Below are 14,836 nucleotides of genomic sequence, written 5' to 3' on the forward strand. Positions count from 1 at the left end.
CAACCCCGTGACGGGCCGGGGGTCACCGGTCGCGGTCTCTCCCGAACGGGTGACATCGGCTGCGCCGGGCTTACGGCCTCCCCCGGGAGGCCGCGGGGGGAGGGCCGCTACAGGAAGAGCCGCCGCACCACGCGTTCGGCCGCGTGCCCGTCGTCGTACGGGCAGAAGCGCGCGCGGAACGCCGCCCGCAGCTCCGCCGTCCGCGCCGAGCGCCATTCGCCCGTCCTGAACAGTTCCAGCAGCTCGTCCTCGGTGGTGGCGACCGCGCCCGGGGTGTCGCCGGGGCGCCCCGAGAGCAGGTCGAAGTAGGTGCCGCGCGAGGCCCGGTAGGCGGCCCAGTCCGGGGTGTGGCTGATGATCGGGCGGTCCAGGCAGGCGTAGTCGAACATCAGCGACGAGTAGTCGGTGATCAACGCGTCGGAGACCAGGCAGAGTTCCTCGACGGACGGATGTGCCGTCACGTCCACCACCCGGGAGCTGTCCAGCCCCGCCGAGCGGCCGTAGAAGTAGTGCGCGCGGACCAGTACGACGTACTGCGGCCCGAGTTCACGGGTCAGCCGGTCCAGGTCGAGGTGGGGGACGAAGCCCTTGCGGTAGTCGCGGTGGGTGGGCGCGTACAGCAGCACGGTCCGGCCGGGGTCGAGGGAGAGGCGCTGCCGGATCGCCGCGACCTGCTCGGGGGTGGCGGTGAAGAAGATGTCGTTGCGCGGGTAGCCGAGGTTCAGATGCTCGTATCGGGACGGGTAGACCCGGTCCCAGATCTCGGTGGTGTGCGGGTTGGCGGAGAGGGAGAAGTCCCACTGGTCGGCGTGGGCGACGATCCGCTCGAAGCTGATGCCGTTGGTGAGCGCCGGGTAGGCGCGCTGGTCCAGGCCCATGGTCTTCAGCGGGGTGCCGTGGTGGGTCTGGAGATAGCGCTGGCCCGGACGTTTGGTGAAGCCGCCGGGGAAGCTGGAGTTGTTGATCAGGTACGTGGCGGTGGCCATCGCCCGCCAGTAGGCGCGGGAGCCCTCGATGACGTACGGGATGCCGGGCGGCACGCGGTCGAGGTGACGGGACGAGACGGCCCAGACGCCCCGGATGTGCGGGGCGAGTTCGAGGGCCTTGGCGTGGATCGCCGCCGGGTTGCAGGCGACGCCCCGGTTCCAGTAGGCGCCGTACACCGCGAGGTCGGGGTCCAGGGGGCGGTGCAGGTCGGCGCGGTAGGCGGCGCGCATGACGCGGGCCCGGACCGTCTTCTTGCGGCGGCGCAGGGCTGCTCGGGCCCGGACGCGGCCGGTGCGGGCGGCCTCCCGGGCACGGTGGCCGGGATAGCTGCCGGGGAGGGCCGCGGCGCGGTGGAAGGCGGCGCGGTCCCCGGGGGCGATCCGGCCGGGGTCGGCGAGGACGGCGCGCAGGTGGCGGGTGCGGGCCGCCCGGATCCGCGGGTCGCGGCCGGTCGCGGCGAGCAGCCGTTCGTACGCTTCGAGGATCGCGAAGTGGTGGCGCCCGGGGGTGGTGGCGAAGGTGCCCGAGCGGCGGATGCGGTGGCGGACGCAGATCCGGTCGAGGGCGTCGAGGGTGCCGGCGTCGGAGGCGAGGAGGGCGGCGCGCAGGACGGGGAGGACGTCCTCGTAGGGGCCGTCGGTGAAGCGGAGGCCGTGTGCGGTCCAGAAGGCGCGGCGGAAGAGGCGCGGGGTGCCGACGGAGAAGGCGCCGGCCCGGAGGCCGTCGGCCCCGGGTGCGGGTGCCCCGGGCGCGGGTGCCGGCGACCGGACGTCGCCCCACCAGTCGATGTGGTCGTGGCCGAGGAGGAGTACGTCCGGTTCGCTCCCCGCCAGCCGGTCGCCGATCGCTTCGAGCGCGCCGGGGCGCAGCAGGTCGTCGCCGTCGAGGAAGAGCAGATAGCGGCCGCGCGCCCCGTCCGCCCCGGCGTTGCGGGCCGGACCCGCGCCGCGGTGCTCGGGGAGGGTGAGCACCCTGACCCTCGGGTCGCGCGCCGCGAACTCGGCGGCGATCCGGGCGCTGCCGTCCCGCGACCCGTCGTCGACGACGAGCAGTTCCAGTCCGCCGGGGCCCCGGCCGAGCACGGACTCCAGGGTCGCCCTGAGATATCCCTGAGCGCGGTGGACGGGCACGACAACACTGAGGAGCATGGCAGCCGAGCGTAATCGCGCATCCACCGCGCACCGAATCGCGTGTTCACCCGTTCGGGGCAGTGTCGGTGACCCGGGGCGTCCGCCCCGGTTGAGCGGGCATGAAGCCGCGCCTCAGTGTCGTCGTCCCGGTCTACAACGTCGAGGAGTATCTGGAGGACTGCCTGCGCTCGGTGGCCGAACAGTCGGCCACCGACATCGAGGTGGTCCTCGTCGACGACGGTTCGACGGACGGCAGCACGGCCGTCGCCCAGACGTTCGCCGCCCGCGACCGCCGCTTCCGCTATGTCCGCCAGCCCAACGCGGGGCTGAGCGCGGCCCGCAACACCGGCGTGCGGCACACCAGGGCGGGCGTGCCGTACCTGGCGTTCGTCGACAGCGACGACATCGTCGTCCACGACGCCTTCGCGCGGATGCTGGCCTCGCTGGAGTCGACCGGCTCCGACCTCGCGACCGGCAATGTGTGGCGGCTGAACGAGCAGGGGCGGCAGCAGGCCTGGCAGTACCGCTGGCTGACCGCCACCCGGACGCGCACCCACATCAGCCGCGATCCGCGGCTGCTCGCCGACCGGGTCGCCTGGAACAAGGTGTTCCGGCGCTCCTTCTGGGACCGGCACGCCTTCGCCTTCCCGGAGGGCAGGCTCTACGAGGACACCCCGGTGATGATCCCGGCGCACTTCCTCGCCGGCTCGGTCGATGTGCTGCACGAGCACGTCTACTACTGGCGGGTGCGCGAGGGGTCGATCACCCGGCGCCGTACGGATGTGCGGGGCGTGCAGGACCGCATCTCGGCGTGCGAGCAGGTCAGCGCGTTCCTGGCGGGCCGGGGCGGGGTGGCGAACAGCGGGGCGCGGCGCCGCTACGACCTCTCGTGCCTGCGGGACGACTTCGTGTACTTCCTGGAGGGGCTCACGATGGGCGGGCCCGAGTACCGGGAGGCGTTCATGGCGGGCGCGGGGGCATTCCTGGACCGGATGGAGCGGATGGACGGGGCGGCCAGATCGAGCCGGGCCGTGGCCCATGAGCTGCCGGCGGAGCTGCGGATCAAGTGGCGGCTGGTGAAGGAGCGCCGGCTCACGGAGCTGCTGGCCGTGCTCGCCTTCGAACGGGCCAACGGCGCCGGAACGTTCCTGGTCGGCGGTGTGCCGGGGCGGCGGCAGGCCGACTTTCCCGGCATCCCGGACACCACCCGTCTCGCCCGTACCGATCTCCCGGCGGTGGCACGGCTGCTGGAGGCGCAGTGGGGCGACGACGGCAAGCTGCGGCTGCGCGGATACGCGTACATCCGCAATCTGCCGACCTCGTCGCCGCGCCACTCGCTGAAGGTGGGCATGGTGCGCGCGATCCGCGGCCAGCAGTTGCGGACGATGCCGGTACGGAACGTTCCCGCGCCCGAGGCGACCATCAACTCCGGTCAGCAGTCGCACCGTTACGACCACTCGGGCTTCGAGCTGACCCTCGACCCGCGCCGGCTGCGGCCCGGTGGCTGGCTGGTGGGCATGATGGTGGCCGCCCACGGCACGGTCCGCCGGGTGGCCGTGCGTGCCGTGGAGTCGGGGGCGGTCCAGCCCCACGTACGCGACCTGGGTGACGGGCGGCGTGCGGTGCTCGACTACCAGGGCGGGCGGCTCCGGCTGACCCTGGCGCAGCTGCCGGCCCGCTGCGAGGACCGGCGCATCGGCGCGGAGCTGGAGCTGACCGGCCGGCTGTACGGGGGCGACCGGCCGAAGGCCCTGGTGCTGACCTGCGACGGGGTGGCGGACCAGGAGTTCGGCCACCCGGTCGAGTGCCGGGCGGACGGTCGTTTCACGGTACGGATTCCGCTCGCCGACCTCGCCGGGATGGCGGCCGCGCCCCGGGCGCCGCACCGGGCGCCGCGCGAGGTCGAGCCGGAGCCCGGCGGGCGGTGGCGGGCGCGGCTGGTGCTGGCGGACGGGTCGCGGGTGCCGCTGGCGGCGGCCCCGGAGCTGGCGCCGCCGGTCGTGGCCGATGCGGCGGGCGAGCTGGTGCTGGACCTGAGCGGGCAGCCGTTCGTGGACGGGGCCGTGTGGACCTCGGACGGGGCCCTGCGGATGGAGGGGGTGACCGGCGCCGGGGCGGGCGTACGGCAGGACGGGGGGCCGGCCCACCTCGTCCTGCGGCACGAGACGCTGCGGGAGACGGTGACGGTCCCCGTCACACACCACGAGGAGCCGCGCGCGACGGCGTACGAGGAGGCGCGCGCGGGAAAGCCCGAAGGGGGGCGCGAGAGAGCACCCGAGGGGCCGCAGACGGAGGCGGACGGGAGGGCCGAGCCGGCGTACGCGGGGCACCGCTTCACCGCGTTCCTCGCCCCCTCCGTGGCCGCGGGGCTGCACGAGGGCCGCTGGGACGCCTGTCTGGGCGGCCGGCCGGTCCGGGTGCTGGCCGCCCTCGGCACCCGGCTGCCGCTCCGCCGCACCGGCGCGCACACCGCGGCCCACGCCCCCGCCCCCGGCCGGGAGTTCGCCCTGGACCGCCGGTTCGGCGACCGGCTGACCGTGCAGGCCGGGCCGGTCCTCGCGGTCTCCGAGCGGGGCGCGTACCACCGGGCCGAACTGCGCGGCACGTACTATCCGGCCCGGCGCGCGCTGCCGCTGCGGGACGCCGTCCTCTACACGGGCGGCGACTCACCGCGCGCCGTCCACGCCGAACTCCTGCGCCGGGGAGTGGAGTCGGAGCACCTCTGGGTCACCGACGGGCTCCACGGCCACGTCCCGTCCACCGCCGCCCCGGTCGTCGAGCACAGTGCCGCCTGGCACGAGGCGCTGGCGCGGTCCCGCCGGATCGTCACCGCCGAGCAGCTGCCCGAGTGGTTCGAGCGGCGGCCCGGCCAGATCGTCGTGCAGACCTGGCACGGCACCCCGCTCGGCCGCTTCGGCGCGGACCTGGGCGGCACCCTGTACGCCGACCACCACGAGCTCGCCTCGCTGCCGCACCGGGCGGCGCAGTGGTCCGTGCTGGTCTCCCCGAGCCGCCACTCCACGCCGCTGCTGCGCCGTGCGCTCGCCTACCGGGGCGAGGTCCTGGAGGCCGGTTCCCCGGCCAACGACCTGCTCTTCTCGGCCGACCGGGCCAAGACCGCCGAGCGGGTCCGGCACCGGCTCGGCATTCCGGACGGCCGCCGGGTCGTGCTGTACGCGCCGACCTACCGCGACCAGCTGGCCCACCCGCCCGGTACGGGCGGCGAGCGGCCCCGCTACCGCTGGGATCCGGCGCTCGACCCGGCCGCCCTGGCGCGGTCCCTCGGCGACGGCCACACCCTGCTGGTGCGGCGCCATCCCCGGGTGACCGGGAGCGTGCCCGAGGGGCACGGCGTACGCGACGTTTCGTCGCACCCGGACACCGCTCAGCTGCTGCTCATCGCCGACGTGCTGGTCACGGACTACGCGGGACTGGTGTTCGACTACGCGCACACGGGCCGCCCGATGCTCTTCCACACCTACGACCTGGAGCACTACCGCGACACGGCGCGCGGATTCTGCCTGGACTTCGAGACCCGGGCGCCGGGGCCGCTGCTCACCGGCACGGACGAGGTGGCCGGGGTCCTGCGCGACGCCGGTGCCCTGACCGCGTCGGCGGCCCGGCACGCGCAGGCGTACGAGAGTTTCCGCCGGGACTTCTGCGACCTGGACGACGGCGGCGCGGCGGCACGGGTCGCGGACCGGCTGCTGGCCGAGGGGTGAGACCTCCCCGGCCCGCGAAGGCGCTCAGCTCTTGAGCGCGGCGACGGCGGCCGCGGCCAGGTCGTCGAGGTAGCCCTTGGGCAGCGGGGCGCGGACGACGGCGAGCCGCCAGTAGAGCGGCCCGACGATCAGGTCCAGCGCACGGTCCGGGTCGCTGTCCTCGGGCAGTTCGCCGCGCGCCACGGCGTCCCGTACGACGACGGCGGCGATGCCCTGCTGCGGGTCCAGCAGGGCGGCCTTGATCGTGTCGGAGATCTCCGGACTGCGGGCCGCCTCGACCAGCAGGTCCGGGATGACCTGCGAGGCGACGGGGTGGCGCAGGGCGTAGGAGGCGAGTTCCAGTACGGCGCGCACGTCCCCGTACAGCGAACCGGTGGCCGGAGCCGGCATGCCCTGGACGGCGACGGCGGAGACCAGGTCGAGGACCAGGGCCAGCTTGGACTTCCAGCGGCGGTAGACCGCGGTCTTGCCCACGCCCGCCCGCCGGGCGATGCCCTCGATCGACATCCGGGCGAAGCCCACCGCGGCCAGCTCCTCGAAGACGGCGCTGCGAATCGCATCGGTGACGTCCTCGCGCAGCACAGCGGCTCCGGCGGGGACGCGGCGGCGGGTTCCCGGGTCGGTGGTCATGGCCGAATCATAGTCCGTAGCGACGAAACGGTTGCGTTGCGACGCGGATGCGCCCTACTCTCGGCGTTGCGACGATACGGTCCCGTCCCGTCGACCGTCGTGATCCCGCCCTCCCGTCGAAAGCGATCGTGGTGAGCCAGACAACAACCCCAGCGGCCCCGGCCGACACCCCTGCCGCGACACCCTTCCCGGTGTACGCGCCGGGTGAGCTCGCCGCGCTCGCCGCCCGGCACGGACTGACCATGAGCGGGGCCCGGCCCACGCTGGGCGCGTACATCCGGCAGCTGTGGGGGCGGCGGCACTTCATCACGGCGTTCGCCACCGCCAAGCTGACCGCGCAGTACAGCCAGGCGAAGCTCGGCCAGATCTGGCAGATCATGACGCCGCTGCTGAACGCGACGGTCTACTACTTCATCTTCGGCGTCCTGATGAACACCAAGCGCAACGTCGAGGACTTCGTTCCGTTCCTCGTCACGGGCGTCTTCATCTGGACCTTCACCGCCAGCTCGATCACCGCGGGGACCCGTGCGATCAGCGGCAACCTGGGCCTGGTCCGGGCCCTGCACTTCCCGCGCGCCTCGCTGCCGGTCGCGCTGGCCCTCCAGCAGCTCCAGCAGCTGCTGTTCTCGCTGGCCGCCCTGGTGCTGATCCTGGTGGGGTTCGGGCAGTTCCCCAAGCCGTCCTGGCTGCTGGCAGTTCCGGCGCTGTTCCTCCAGGCCGTGTTCAACACCGGTGTCTCCATGGTGGTGGCGCGGCTCGCCGCCCGGACGCCGGACATCGCCCAGCTGACACCGTTCATCCTGCGCACCTGGATGTACGCCTCCGGCGTCATGTGGAGCGTCGACACGATGCTCAAGGGGGACCGGGTCCCGCACTACGTGATGGTGATGCTGGAGTGCAATCCGGCCGCCGTCTTCATCGACCTGATGCGGTTCGCGCTCATCGACAGCTTCGGTGCGTCCCATCTGCCGCCGCACGTGTGGGCGATCGCCGCGGGCTGGGCGCTCGTGTGCGGGGTGGGCGGCTTCGTGTACTTCTGGCAGGCGGAGGAGCGGTACGGACGTGGCTGACAACCTGGCCGGGAACCCGGCCGACAACGACGAGCGGGTACCGACCGTCGTCGTGGACGACGTGCACATCACGTACAAGGTCAACGGCGCCCGTACCGGAAAGGGCAGCGCCACCTCGGCGCTCAGCCGGATCGTCTCGCGCCGGCAGGCCCCCGGGGTGCGCGAGGTGCACGCCGTGAAGGGGGTGAGTTTCGCCGCGTACAAGGGCGAGGCCATCGGCCTGATCGGCTCCAACGGCTCGGGTAAGTCGACGCTGCTGAAGGCCATCGCCGGTCTGCTGCCCGCGACGAAGGGCCGGGTGCACACGCAGGGCCAGCCGTCGCTGCTCGGGGTGAACGCGGCGCTGATGAGCGATCTGACCGGCGAGCGCAACGTCGTGCTCGGCGGCCTCGCGATGGGGATGACACGGGCCGAGATCCGCGAGCGCTACCAGGGGATCGTGGACTTCTCCGGCATCAACGAGAAGGGCGACTTCATCACCCTGCCGATGCGGACGTACTCCTCCGGCATGGGCGCCCGGCTGCGCTTCTCGATCGCGGCCGCCAAGAGCCATGACGTCCTCCTGATCGACGAGGCGCTGTCCACCGGCGACGCCAGGTTCCAGCGGCGCAGCAAGGAGCGGATCATCGAGCTGCGCAAGGAGGCCGGCACGGTCTTCCTGGTCAGCCACAGCAACGGGTCGATCACCGAGACCTGCGACCGGGCGATCTGGCTGGAGGCGGGGACACTGCGGATGGACGGTCCGGCGGACGAGGTCGTGGCCGCGTACGAGAAGTTCACCGGCAAGAAGTAGCGGAAGCCCCCCGCGGGGGGGGAGGCGACGGAGCGCGGCGGCGCGCGGCGGATCGGAGGGGCGGGCGGACCTGACGGGCCGGGCGGATCGGGATCGATCTGGACGAGCCCCGGGTCGCGGGCCCCGACGAATTCACCGGCAGCGACGACGAACTGGAGCTGAGCGAGGCGTCGGGCGGCAGCTGGAGGTTCCGCACCCCGATGGGCAAGAGCACCGGAGCGACCCCCGAAGAGTGCCTGCAGGGCTCGCAGTCCGACGTGCTGCGAACTCACCCTGTGGCAGCGGTAGGTGCGTCGCCGCCGCGGCTCCACAGCCGCAGCAGCACCCGCTCCTCCGGCTCCCCGCGCGCCGGCAGCGCGGCCGCCCGCGACCAGGCGGCGGCGGGCAGCCCGTAGCCGGAGGTCAGCCGGTGCAGTACGGGAGCCGGGCCCGGCAGCATCAGGAGTTCGCCGAGCAGCCGGGCGTCGGCCGGCGGTGCGTCGGTGGCGAGGACCAGGGCGAGCGCGTCCGAACCGAAACGCTCGACGAGCGCGAGTCCGTCCTCGCCGGCCGCCGGCAGCCACGGGGTGAGCCGCCCGCTCTGCCCGCCGTGCTTCTCCCGCTGCTCGCGCTGCCCGGCCCGGCGTTCGGCGGCTTCGGTCCGCTCCCTCAACTCGGCCTTCGGGCAGGCGAGTTCCTGCCCGGCGATCGGGAACAGCCCCGGGCACGCGGCCCGGGTGCCGTACCGTCCGATCCCGTCCCGCCCCGCTCCGTCCCGCCCGATCCCGTCCGCTCAAGTCCGGGTACGCGAGGGCGGGGGGGGGGGGGCCGCCCCCCCCCCCCCCCCCCCCCCCCCCCCCCCCCCCTCCGCCGGGGCGCTACGCGCTGAGCGGGAACACGTCGCCCAGCTCCCGGAACACCGCCGTGTTCAGCGCGAACGCCCGCTTGCACTCGTCGACGACGCGCTGCTTCTCCAGGTCGCCCGCGTTCACCGCGTCCAGCAGCTCGCGGTAGCCCCGCTTGAACGAGGCGGGGTTGGAGATCTCCTCGAAGACGTAGAACCGGACCCCGTCGCCCTTGCGCGCGAAGCCCCAGGTCTTCTCCGCCTTGTCGCGGATGATCTGGCCGCCCGAGAGGTCGCCGAGGTAGCGGGTGTAGTGGTGCGCGACGTATCCGGCGGGCCAGGTGCGGGCGCACTCCTCGACCCGGGCGGCGTACGCGGCCGTGGCGGGCAGCGGCTCCAGACCGTCGCGCCAGCCGGCGCCCCGCAGATGGGCCAGATCGCGCTCCAGCTCGGCGGTGCGCATCAGCTCGGGCTGTATGAACGGACCGGCGACCGGGTCGTTCCGCAACGCCTGGGCCCCCTCCTCCAGCGCCTGGTACACGAACCACAGCTGCTCGGTGTAGCGCGTGTACGCGTCCACACCGAGGCGTCCGCCGAGCAGGTCGCTCATGAAGGTCGAGGTCTCCGCCTCGGTGTGCTGCTCGTGCGACGCGGTGCGGATCAGCGTCGAGAAGGGAGTGGCGGCGGTTGCGTCCAAGGCGGGCCTCCGGGGACCGAGGGGGACGGGAAGTCCAGAAAGGATCAGGAACGGGGACAGAAGTGTCGGCAGCGACTGCGTGCGGCAGCGGCTGTCGACATCTCCGATCTTCCTACTTAGGCTTACCTAAGTCAACAACTTCCCGACGGTCTGTCGGTAAAAACGATACGCCTGCTTCCGCCGCCGCGCGGGAGGAGGGGCGTACGCGAAAGCGGCCGCCCGGGAACGGGCGGCCGCTTTCGGTGGGGCTGTCCGCGTGGTTACGGGAGCGTCAGGATCTCGGCGCCCGTCTCCGTCACCACCAGCGTGTGCTCGAACTGGGCGGTGCGCTTGCGGTCCTTCGTCACCACGGTCCAGCCGTCGTCCCACATGTCGTAGTCATGCGTGCCCAGCGTCAGCATCGGCTCGATGGTGAAGGTCATGCCCGGCTGCATCACAGTGGTCGCGTGCGGGCTGTCGTAGTGCGGAATGATCAGCCCGGAGTGGAACGACGCGTTGATCCCGTGCCCGGTGAAGTCCCGCACCACCCCGTACCCGAAGCGCTTCGCGTACGACTCGATGACCCGGCCGATCACATTGACCTGCCGCCCCGGGCGGACCGCCTTGACGGCCCGGTTCAACGACTCCTCGGTGCGCTCCACGAGCAGCCGGGACTCCTCGTCCACGTCGCCGCAGAGGTATGTGGCGTTGTTGTCGCCGTGCACACCGTTGATGTACGCCGTGACGTCGAGGTTCACGATGTCGCCGTCGCGCAGCACCGTGGAGTCCGGGATGCCGTGGCAGATCACCTCGTTGAGCGAGGAGCAGAGCGACTTGGGGAATCCGCGGTAGCCGAGCGTCGACGGGTAGGCGCCGTGGTCGCACATGAACTCGTGGGCGACCCGGTCGAGTTCGTCCGTCGTGACGCCCGGGGCGATGTGCTTGGCGGCCTCCGCCATCGCCTGGGCGGCGATCCGCCCCGCGATGCGCATACGCTCGATGGTGTCGGCGTCCTGGACCTCCGGACCGGTGTACGGGGTGGGGGCCGGCTTGCCCACGTATTCGGGACGCCGGATGTTTCCGGGTACGGAACGGACGGGAGTGATCTCCCCGGGTACGAGCAGCGACTGGCCAGACATGTCAGCGAGTCTAACCAGCGTGCGTGGGGCAGCATGGCCCCGAGGGAAGGAGCCGGAGATGGCCCTGTTCAAGAAGCGCACGGTCGGCAAGCCGGGCGAGTGGTACTACTGCCTGCAGCACCGGAAGGTCGAGGAGGGCCCCGAGTGCCCGGCCAAGGACCGCTTCGGGCCGTATGCCTCCCCGGAGGAGGCACGGCACGCGATGGAGACGGCGCAGGAGCGGAATCTCGAATGGGAGACGGACCCCAAATGGCAGGACCGGGGGGAATCCGGCCCGTCCGGCGATTGAGGACCGGGGAGCCGGGGGCGGCGCCCCCGCTCCTCAGACCGCGGAGGGGCTGGCCTCTCTGGCCTCGCGCCTGCGTACCGCGTCCTCGTCCGTCTCGGAGTCGTACGTCAGCAGCTTCGGCAGCGCCGCCGTGAGCAGCGCGACCGAGGCCAGGCACGCCACGCCCCCGCTCCAGATCGCGGAGCGGGTCCCCGTCCAGCCCGCCATCGCGCCGGCCCGCACCTGGCCCAGCTGCGGGCCGACGCTGTACGAGAGCACCTCGATGCCCGCCAGCCGGCCGCGCAGCTCCTCCGGGATGGTCTGGTTCCAGATCGTGGAGCGGCCGAGACCGCTGAGCATGTCCCCCGCGCCCGCCACCGCCAGGCAGACCAGCACGAGCCATACGTTGGCGAACCATCCGGCCGCCGCGATCGCCAGCCCCCAGGCCGCCGCGCCGAACACCACGAACAGCCCGTGCCGCCGCACCCGCGACGTCCAGCCGCTGGTCAGGCCCAGGACCAGCGAGCCGACCGACCCCGCCGCATACATCAGCCCCAGGGACCAGTCGGCGTCCAGCTCGTCCGCGAGGAACGGGAAGATCGTGTTCGGGAAGGCGAAGAACATCGCCGCGAGATCGACCGCGTACGTCCCCAGCAGCACCGGCCGGCTCCAGGCGTACCTCGCCCCCTCGGCTATGCCGCGCAGCGAGGGCTTTCCGCTGTCCTGTGCGGGCGGCGCGGGTGCCAGCCGCAGACACAGCAGCACGGACACGGCGAACGTGACCACCGTGACCGTGTACGCCGTGGCGTGCCCGGCGTAGGCCACCACCAGCCCGGCCACCGCCGGGCCGGTGATCGCGCCGAACTGCCAGCGCAGCGAATTCAGCGCGGCGGCCGCGGTCAGCTGCTCGTGCGGCACGATCCGGGCCATCAGCGAGTCCAGCGCGGGCCGCTGGAGCCCGGAGAGCGCGGAGACCCCGCCCGCGACGAGGTAGAGCGGCCAGAGCATCGGGTCGGGCAGCGCGGCGTTCACCAGGAGCACGAGAGCCAGCAGCCCCAGCCCCGCCTCGGTGCCCAGGATCACCTTGCGGCGGTCCGCGGAGTCCGCGAGCGCCCCGCCGTACAGACCGAAGACGACGAGCGGCACCAGCTCGACCGCCCCCATCGCACCGACGGCCAGGGGCGAGCCCGTCAGTTCCTTGATCTGGAGCGGCAGCGCGATCAGCGCCATGAAGCTGCCGAAGTAGGTCACCAGGCCCTGGATCCACAGCAGCCGGAAGTCGGCCGAGGAACGCAGGGGCGAGAGATCGGGCAGCAGCGCGGCGAGCCGGCCTGCCGGTGAGGGAGCTGAGGTCACGAGGGGTCATGGTCCGGCGCCGCAGATGCTTCCTGCAACAGGTTTTCTCTGGCGGCAGGGGAGGCCCGGCGGCCCGGAGGACCCGGCGGCGGACCGTCCGGCGGCAGGGCTGCGCGTACGGCGTCCATGGCCCGGCTTCATGGTGCGGGACCCGTCCCCCGCACCGGTGGACGGCACCGGACCAGCCGAACGGGGGCAGGTGCCGTGACGGATGTCGCAGGGGCACGACGCTGCGTTCCCCTCCATGGCGCGCAGTAGTGTCGGGCCCATGACTACGAACGACAGCGGCAGCGCACCCAAGCCCCCCGCCAAGGACCCCTGGGACCTCCCCGACGTGTCCGGGCTGACCGTCGGGGTGCTCGGCGGCACCGGGCCGCAGGGCCGCGGACTCGCCTACCGGTTCGCCCGCGCCGGGCAGAAGGTGATCATCGGCTCCCGCGCCGCCGACCGCGCACAGGCCGCCGCCGACGAGCTGGGCCACGGCATCGAGGGCGCCGACAACGCGGAGTGCGCACGGCGCAGCGACGTCGTGATCGTCGCCGTGCCGTGGGACGGCCACGCCAAGACCCTGGAGTCGCTGCGCGGCGAGCTCGCGGGCAAGCTCGTCATCGACTGCGTCAACCCGCTCGGCTTCGACAAGAAGGGCGCCTACGCCCTGAAGCCCGAAGAGGGGAGCGCCGCCGAGCAGGCCGCCGCCCTGCTGCCGGAGTCCCGGGTCACCGCGGCCTTCCACCACCTCTCGGCGGTGCTGCTCCAGGACGAGGCCATCGAGGAGATCGACACCGATGTGCTGGTGCTCGGCGAGGCCCGCGCCGACACCGACCTCGTACAGGCACTGGCGGGCCGGATCCCCGGCATGCGCGGCATCTTCGCCGGGCGGCTGCGCAACGCCCACCAGGTCGAGTCGCTGGTCGCCAACCTGATCTCGGTCAACCGCCGCTACCAGGCGCACGCCGGTCTGCGTACCACCGACGTCTGAGGGCGTTCCCGGCGCACCCTGCGGTGAGCGGAACGGGGCATGAGGGACACTGGACGGGACCGTGCACCACCCCGGACAGGAGCCGCTCCCCATGCCCCGCCTCGCTCTCTACGCCCTCGCCGTCTGCGTCCTGGCCGTCGTCGCGGCCGTGCTCTCGTTCGTCCAGGGCAGCTGGCTCGGGATCGTCTGGGTGCTGCTGGCCGGGCTCTCGTCCAACATGGCGTGGTTCTACCTGCGCCGACGGCGCGCGGAGAGCGCCGCGGGCTAGGTGTACTGCCCTGTGAGGTCGGGGACCGCCGCGGCTCAGCCGCCGACCGCGCAGACCGGGTCGGCCGTCCGCCAGAAGCGGTAGGTGTCGAATCCGCAGTACGTCGTGAGATCGCTGACGCCCAGCGCCCGCAACAGGGAGTGGATCGCGTCGAAGAACGCGTGGTTGGCCTCGGGAATCCACAGGATGCCGAAGACCGCGATCAGCCCGAACGGGGCGAACGGCTCGACCTGCCGGCGGATCCGGTACGAGAGCCAGGGCTCGATCACGCCGTAGCCGTCCAGCCCCGGTACCGGGGCGAAATTGAGGATCGCCGCGGTGACCTGGAGCAGTGCCAGGAACCCCAGCGCGTACCGGAAGAGGACCGGGACGCCGTCCAGCGCGTGCAGCCAGAACGGCGCCGTGCAGACGAACGCGAACAGCACATTCATCAGCGGGCCCGCCGCCGAGATCAGGCTGTGCTTCCAGCGCCCCCTGATCCGGCCCCGCTCGATGAAGACCGCACCGCCGGGCAGACCGATACCGCCCATGATCACGAACAGCACCGGCAGGACGATGCTCAGCAGAGCATGGGTGTACTTCAGTGGATTCAGGGTCAGATAACCCTTCGATCCGATGGAGATGTCCCCGCTGTGCAGCGCGGTCCGGGCGTGCGCGTACTCGTGCAGACAGAGCGACACCACCCAGGCCGCCGTCACGAAGAGGAAGACGGCGACTCCGGGCTGCTGTGCGAAATCCGTCCACACCGCCCAGCCCGACACCGCCGCCACGGCGGCGATTCCGAGGAAGACCGGGCTGATCCGCCGGTCGCTGCGGGCTGCTGCGGTGGTCATCGGCGAACTCCTGGTGGCTGGCCGGAAGGGGGACGGGGAGATGCGCGGCGAGAGCGACCGTACAGGCGACACGTCACGAACGTCTCGCGTCGGGGCAGTGGTTCCGTGAAGGGTGGGGCCATGAAGAGCGATCCCGGCACACGGCGGACCCCGTGCACAGGG

At 72.6% G+C, this 14,836-nt stretch carries 13 protein-coding genes; 6 read left to right on the top strand and 7 right to left on the bottom strand.

Annotated features, from left to right (window positions below; genetic code table 11):
* Positions 1-107 precede the first annotated feature (107 nt).
* Complete coding sequence (locus ACIOMQ_RS27820) at positions 108-2,135, bottom strand: CDP-glycerol glycerophosphotransferase family protein (RefSeq protein ID WP_401756839.1); 2,028 nt, start codon at positions 2,133-2,135, stop codon at positions 108-110.
* A gap of 101 nt (positions 2,136-2,236) precedes the next feature.
* Between ACIOMQ_RS27820 and ACIOMQ_RS27825 the strand changes: the two genes are divergently transcribed.
* Complete coding sequence (locus ACIOMQ_RS27825) at positions 2,237-5,839, top strand: CDP-glycerol glycerophosphotransferase family protein (protein WP_401756837.1); 3,603 nt, start codon at positions 2,237-2,239, stop codon at positions 5,837-5,839.
* Between the two features lie 24 nt (positions 5,840-5,863).
* On the opposite strand, the gene ACIOMQ_RS27830 is transcribed toward ACIOMQ_RS27825, so the two are convergent.
* Positions 5,864-6,469 (bottom strand): TetR/AcrR family transcriptional regulator, encoded by a 606-nt coding sequence (locus ACIOMQ_RS27830; RefSeq protein WP_401268453.1) that lies wholly within the window; start codon positions 6,467-6,469, stop codon positions 5,864-5,866.
* A gap of 128 nt (positions 6,470-6,597) precedes the next feature.
* Between ACIOMQ_RS27830 and ACIOMQ_RS27835 the strand changes: the two genes are divergently transcribed.
* Together ACIOMQ_RS27835 and ACIOMQ_RS27840 are read left to right on the top strand one after the other, a co-directional pair.
* The gene (locus tag ACIOMQ_RS27835) at positions 6,598-7,539 is read left to right on the top strand and encodes an ABC transporter permease (protein WP_362209395.1); all 942 of its coding nucleotides are present in this window, start codon (positions 6,598-6,600) and stop codon (positions 7,537-7,539) included.
* Positions 7,532-8,332 carry an ABC transporter ATP-binding protein gene (locus tag ACIOMQ_RS27840; protein WP_362209392.1) on the top strand — a complete coding sequence of 267 codons (801 nt, stop codon included), beginning with the start codon at positions 7,532-7,534 and terminating at the stop codon, positions 8,330-8,332. The genes ACIOMQ_RS27835 and ACIOMQ_RS27840 overlap by 8 nt, the downstream gene beginning before the upstream one ends.
* A 268-nt stretch (positions 8,333-8,600) precedes the next feature.
* On the opposite strand, the gene ACIOMQ_RS27845 is transcribed toward ACIOMQ_RS27840, so the two are convergent.
* The 3 genes from ACIOMQ_RS27845 to map all read right to left on the bottom strand — a co-directional run bounded on the left by ACIOMQ_RS27845 (position 8,601) and on the right by map (position 10,970).
* Positions 8,601-8,984 carry a hypothetical protein gene (locus ACIOMQ_RS27845; protein WP_402190822.1) on the bottom strand — a complete coding sequence of 128 codons (384 nt, stop codon included), beginning with the start codon at positions 8,982-8,984 and terminating at the stop codon, positions 8,601-8,603.
* 205 nt (positions 8,985-9,189) lie between these two features.
* Entirely contained in the window at positions 9,190-9,852 is a 663-nt protein-coding gene (locus ACIOMQ_RS27850; RefSeq protein ID WP_402190825.1) for a heme oxygenase (biliverdin-producing), read from the bottom strand.
* 260 nt (positions 9,853-10,112) lie between these two features.
* On the bottom strand, positions 10,113-10,970 hold the full coding sequence (map, locus tag ACIOMQ_RS27855) for a type I methionyl aminopeptidase (RefSeq protein ID WP_362210541.1): 858 nt from the start codon (positions 10,968-10,970) through the stop codon (positions 10,113-10,115).
* A gap of 58 nt (positions 10,971-11,028) precedes the next feature.
* Here map and ACIOMQ_RS27860 point away from each other — a divergent pair, with 58 nt between their 5' ends.
* Positions 11,029-11,259 (top strand): hypothetical protein, encoded by a 231-nt coding sequence (locus ACIOMQ_RS27860; protein WP_362210539.1) that lies wholly within the window; start codon positions 11,029-11,031, stop codon positions 11,257-11,259.
* Positions 11,260-11,292: 33 nt separating this feature from the next.
* Here the strand turns inward: ACIOMQ_RS27860 and ACIOMQ_RS27865 are convergent, their stop codons facing one another.
* Positions 11,293-12,594: an MFS transporter gene (locus ACIOMQ_RS27865; RefSeq protein ID WP_401263792.1), complete on the bottom strand. Its 1,302-nt coding sequence runs from the start codon at positions 12,592-12,594 to the stop codon at positions 11,293-11,295.
* Between the two features lie 268 nt (positions 12,595-12,862).
* Here ACIOMQ_RS27865 and npdG point away from each other — a divergent pair, with 268 nt between their 5' ends.
* Both npdG and ACIOMQ_RS27875 read left to right on the top strand, forming a co-directional pair.
* A complete protein-coding gene (npdG, locus tag ACIOMQ_RS27870) occupies positions 12,863-13,573 on the top strand; it encodes an NADPH-dependent F420 reductase (protein WP_362210534.1) in 711 nt (236 codons plus the stop codon).
* Between the two features lie 91 nt (positions 13,574-13,664).
* Entirely contained in the window at positions 13,665-13,841 is a 177-nt protein-coding gene (locus ACIOMQ_RS27875; protein WP_389797016.1) for a hypothetical protein, read from the top strand.
* Between the two features lie 35 nt (positions 13,842-13,876).
* On the opposite strand, the gene ACIOMQ_RS27880 is transcribed toward ACIOMQ_RS27875, so the two are convergent.
* On the bottom strand, positions 13,877-14,674 hold the full coding sequence (locus ACIOMQ_RS27880) for a site-2 protease family protein (RefSeq protein WP_362210528.1): 798 nt from the start codon (positions 14,672-14,674) through the stop codon (positions 13,877-13,879).
* Positions 14,675-14,836 lie beyond the last annotated feature (162 nt).

Source organism: Streptomyces sp. NPDC087845 (assembly GCF_044742755.1).
Taxonomy (GTDB): domain Bacteria; phylum Actinomycetota; class Actinomycetes; order Streptomycetales; family Streptomycetaceae; genus Streptomyces.

Excerpts from the sequence above, each read along its gene's own strand:
- ACIOMQ_RS27820 (WP_401756839.1), bottom strand. The coding sequence starts at position 2,135 with ATGCTCCTCAGTGTTGTCGTGCCCGTCCACCGCGCTCAGGGATATCTC.
- ACIOMQ_RS27825 (WP_401756837.1), top strand. The coding sequence starts at position 2,237 with ATGAAGCCGCGCCTCAGTGTCGTCGTCCCGGTCTACAACGTCGAGGAG.
- ACIOMQ_RS27830 (WP_401268453.1), bottom strand. The coding sequence starts at position 6,469 with ATGACCACCGACCCGGGAACCCGCCGCCGCGTCCCCGCCGGAGCCGCT.
- map (WP_362210541.1), bottom strand. The coding sequence starts at position 10,970 with ATGTCTGGCCAGTCGCTGCTCGTACCCGGGGAGATCACTCCCGTCCGT.
- ACIOMQ_RS27860 (WP_362210539.1), top strand. The coding sequence starts at position 11,029 with ATGGCCCTGTTCAAGAAGCGCACGGTCGGCAAGCCGGGCGAGTGGTAC.
- npdG (WP_362210534.1), top strand. The coding sequence starts at position 12,863 with ATGACTACGAACGACAGCGGCAGCGCACCCAAGCCCCCCGCCAAGGAC.
- ACIOMQ_RS27875 (WP_389797016.1), top strand. The coding sequence starts at position 13,665 with ATGCCCCGCCTCGCTCTCTACGCCCTCGCCGTCTGCGTCCTGGCCGTC.
- ACIOMQ_RS27880 (WP_362210528.1), bottom strand. The coding sequence starts at position 14,674 with ATGACCACCGCAGCAGCCCGCAGCGACCGGCGGATCAGCCCGGTCTTC.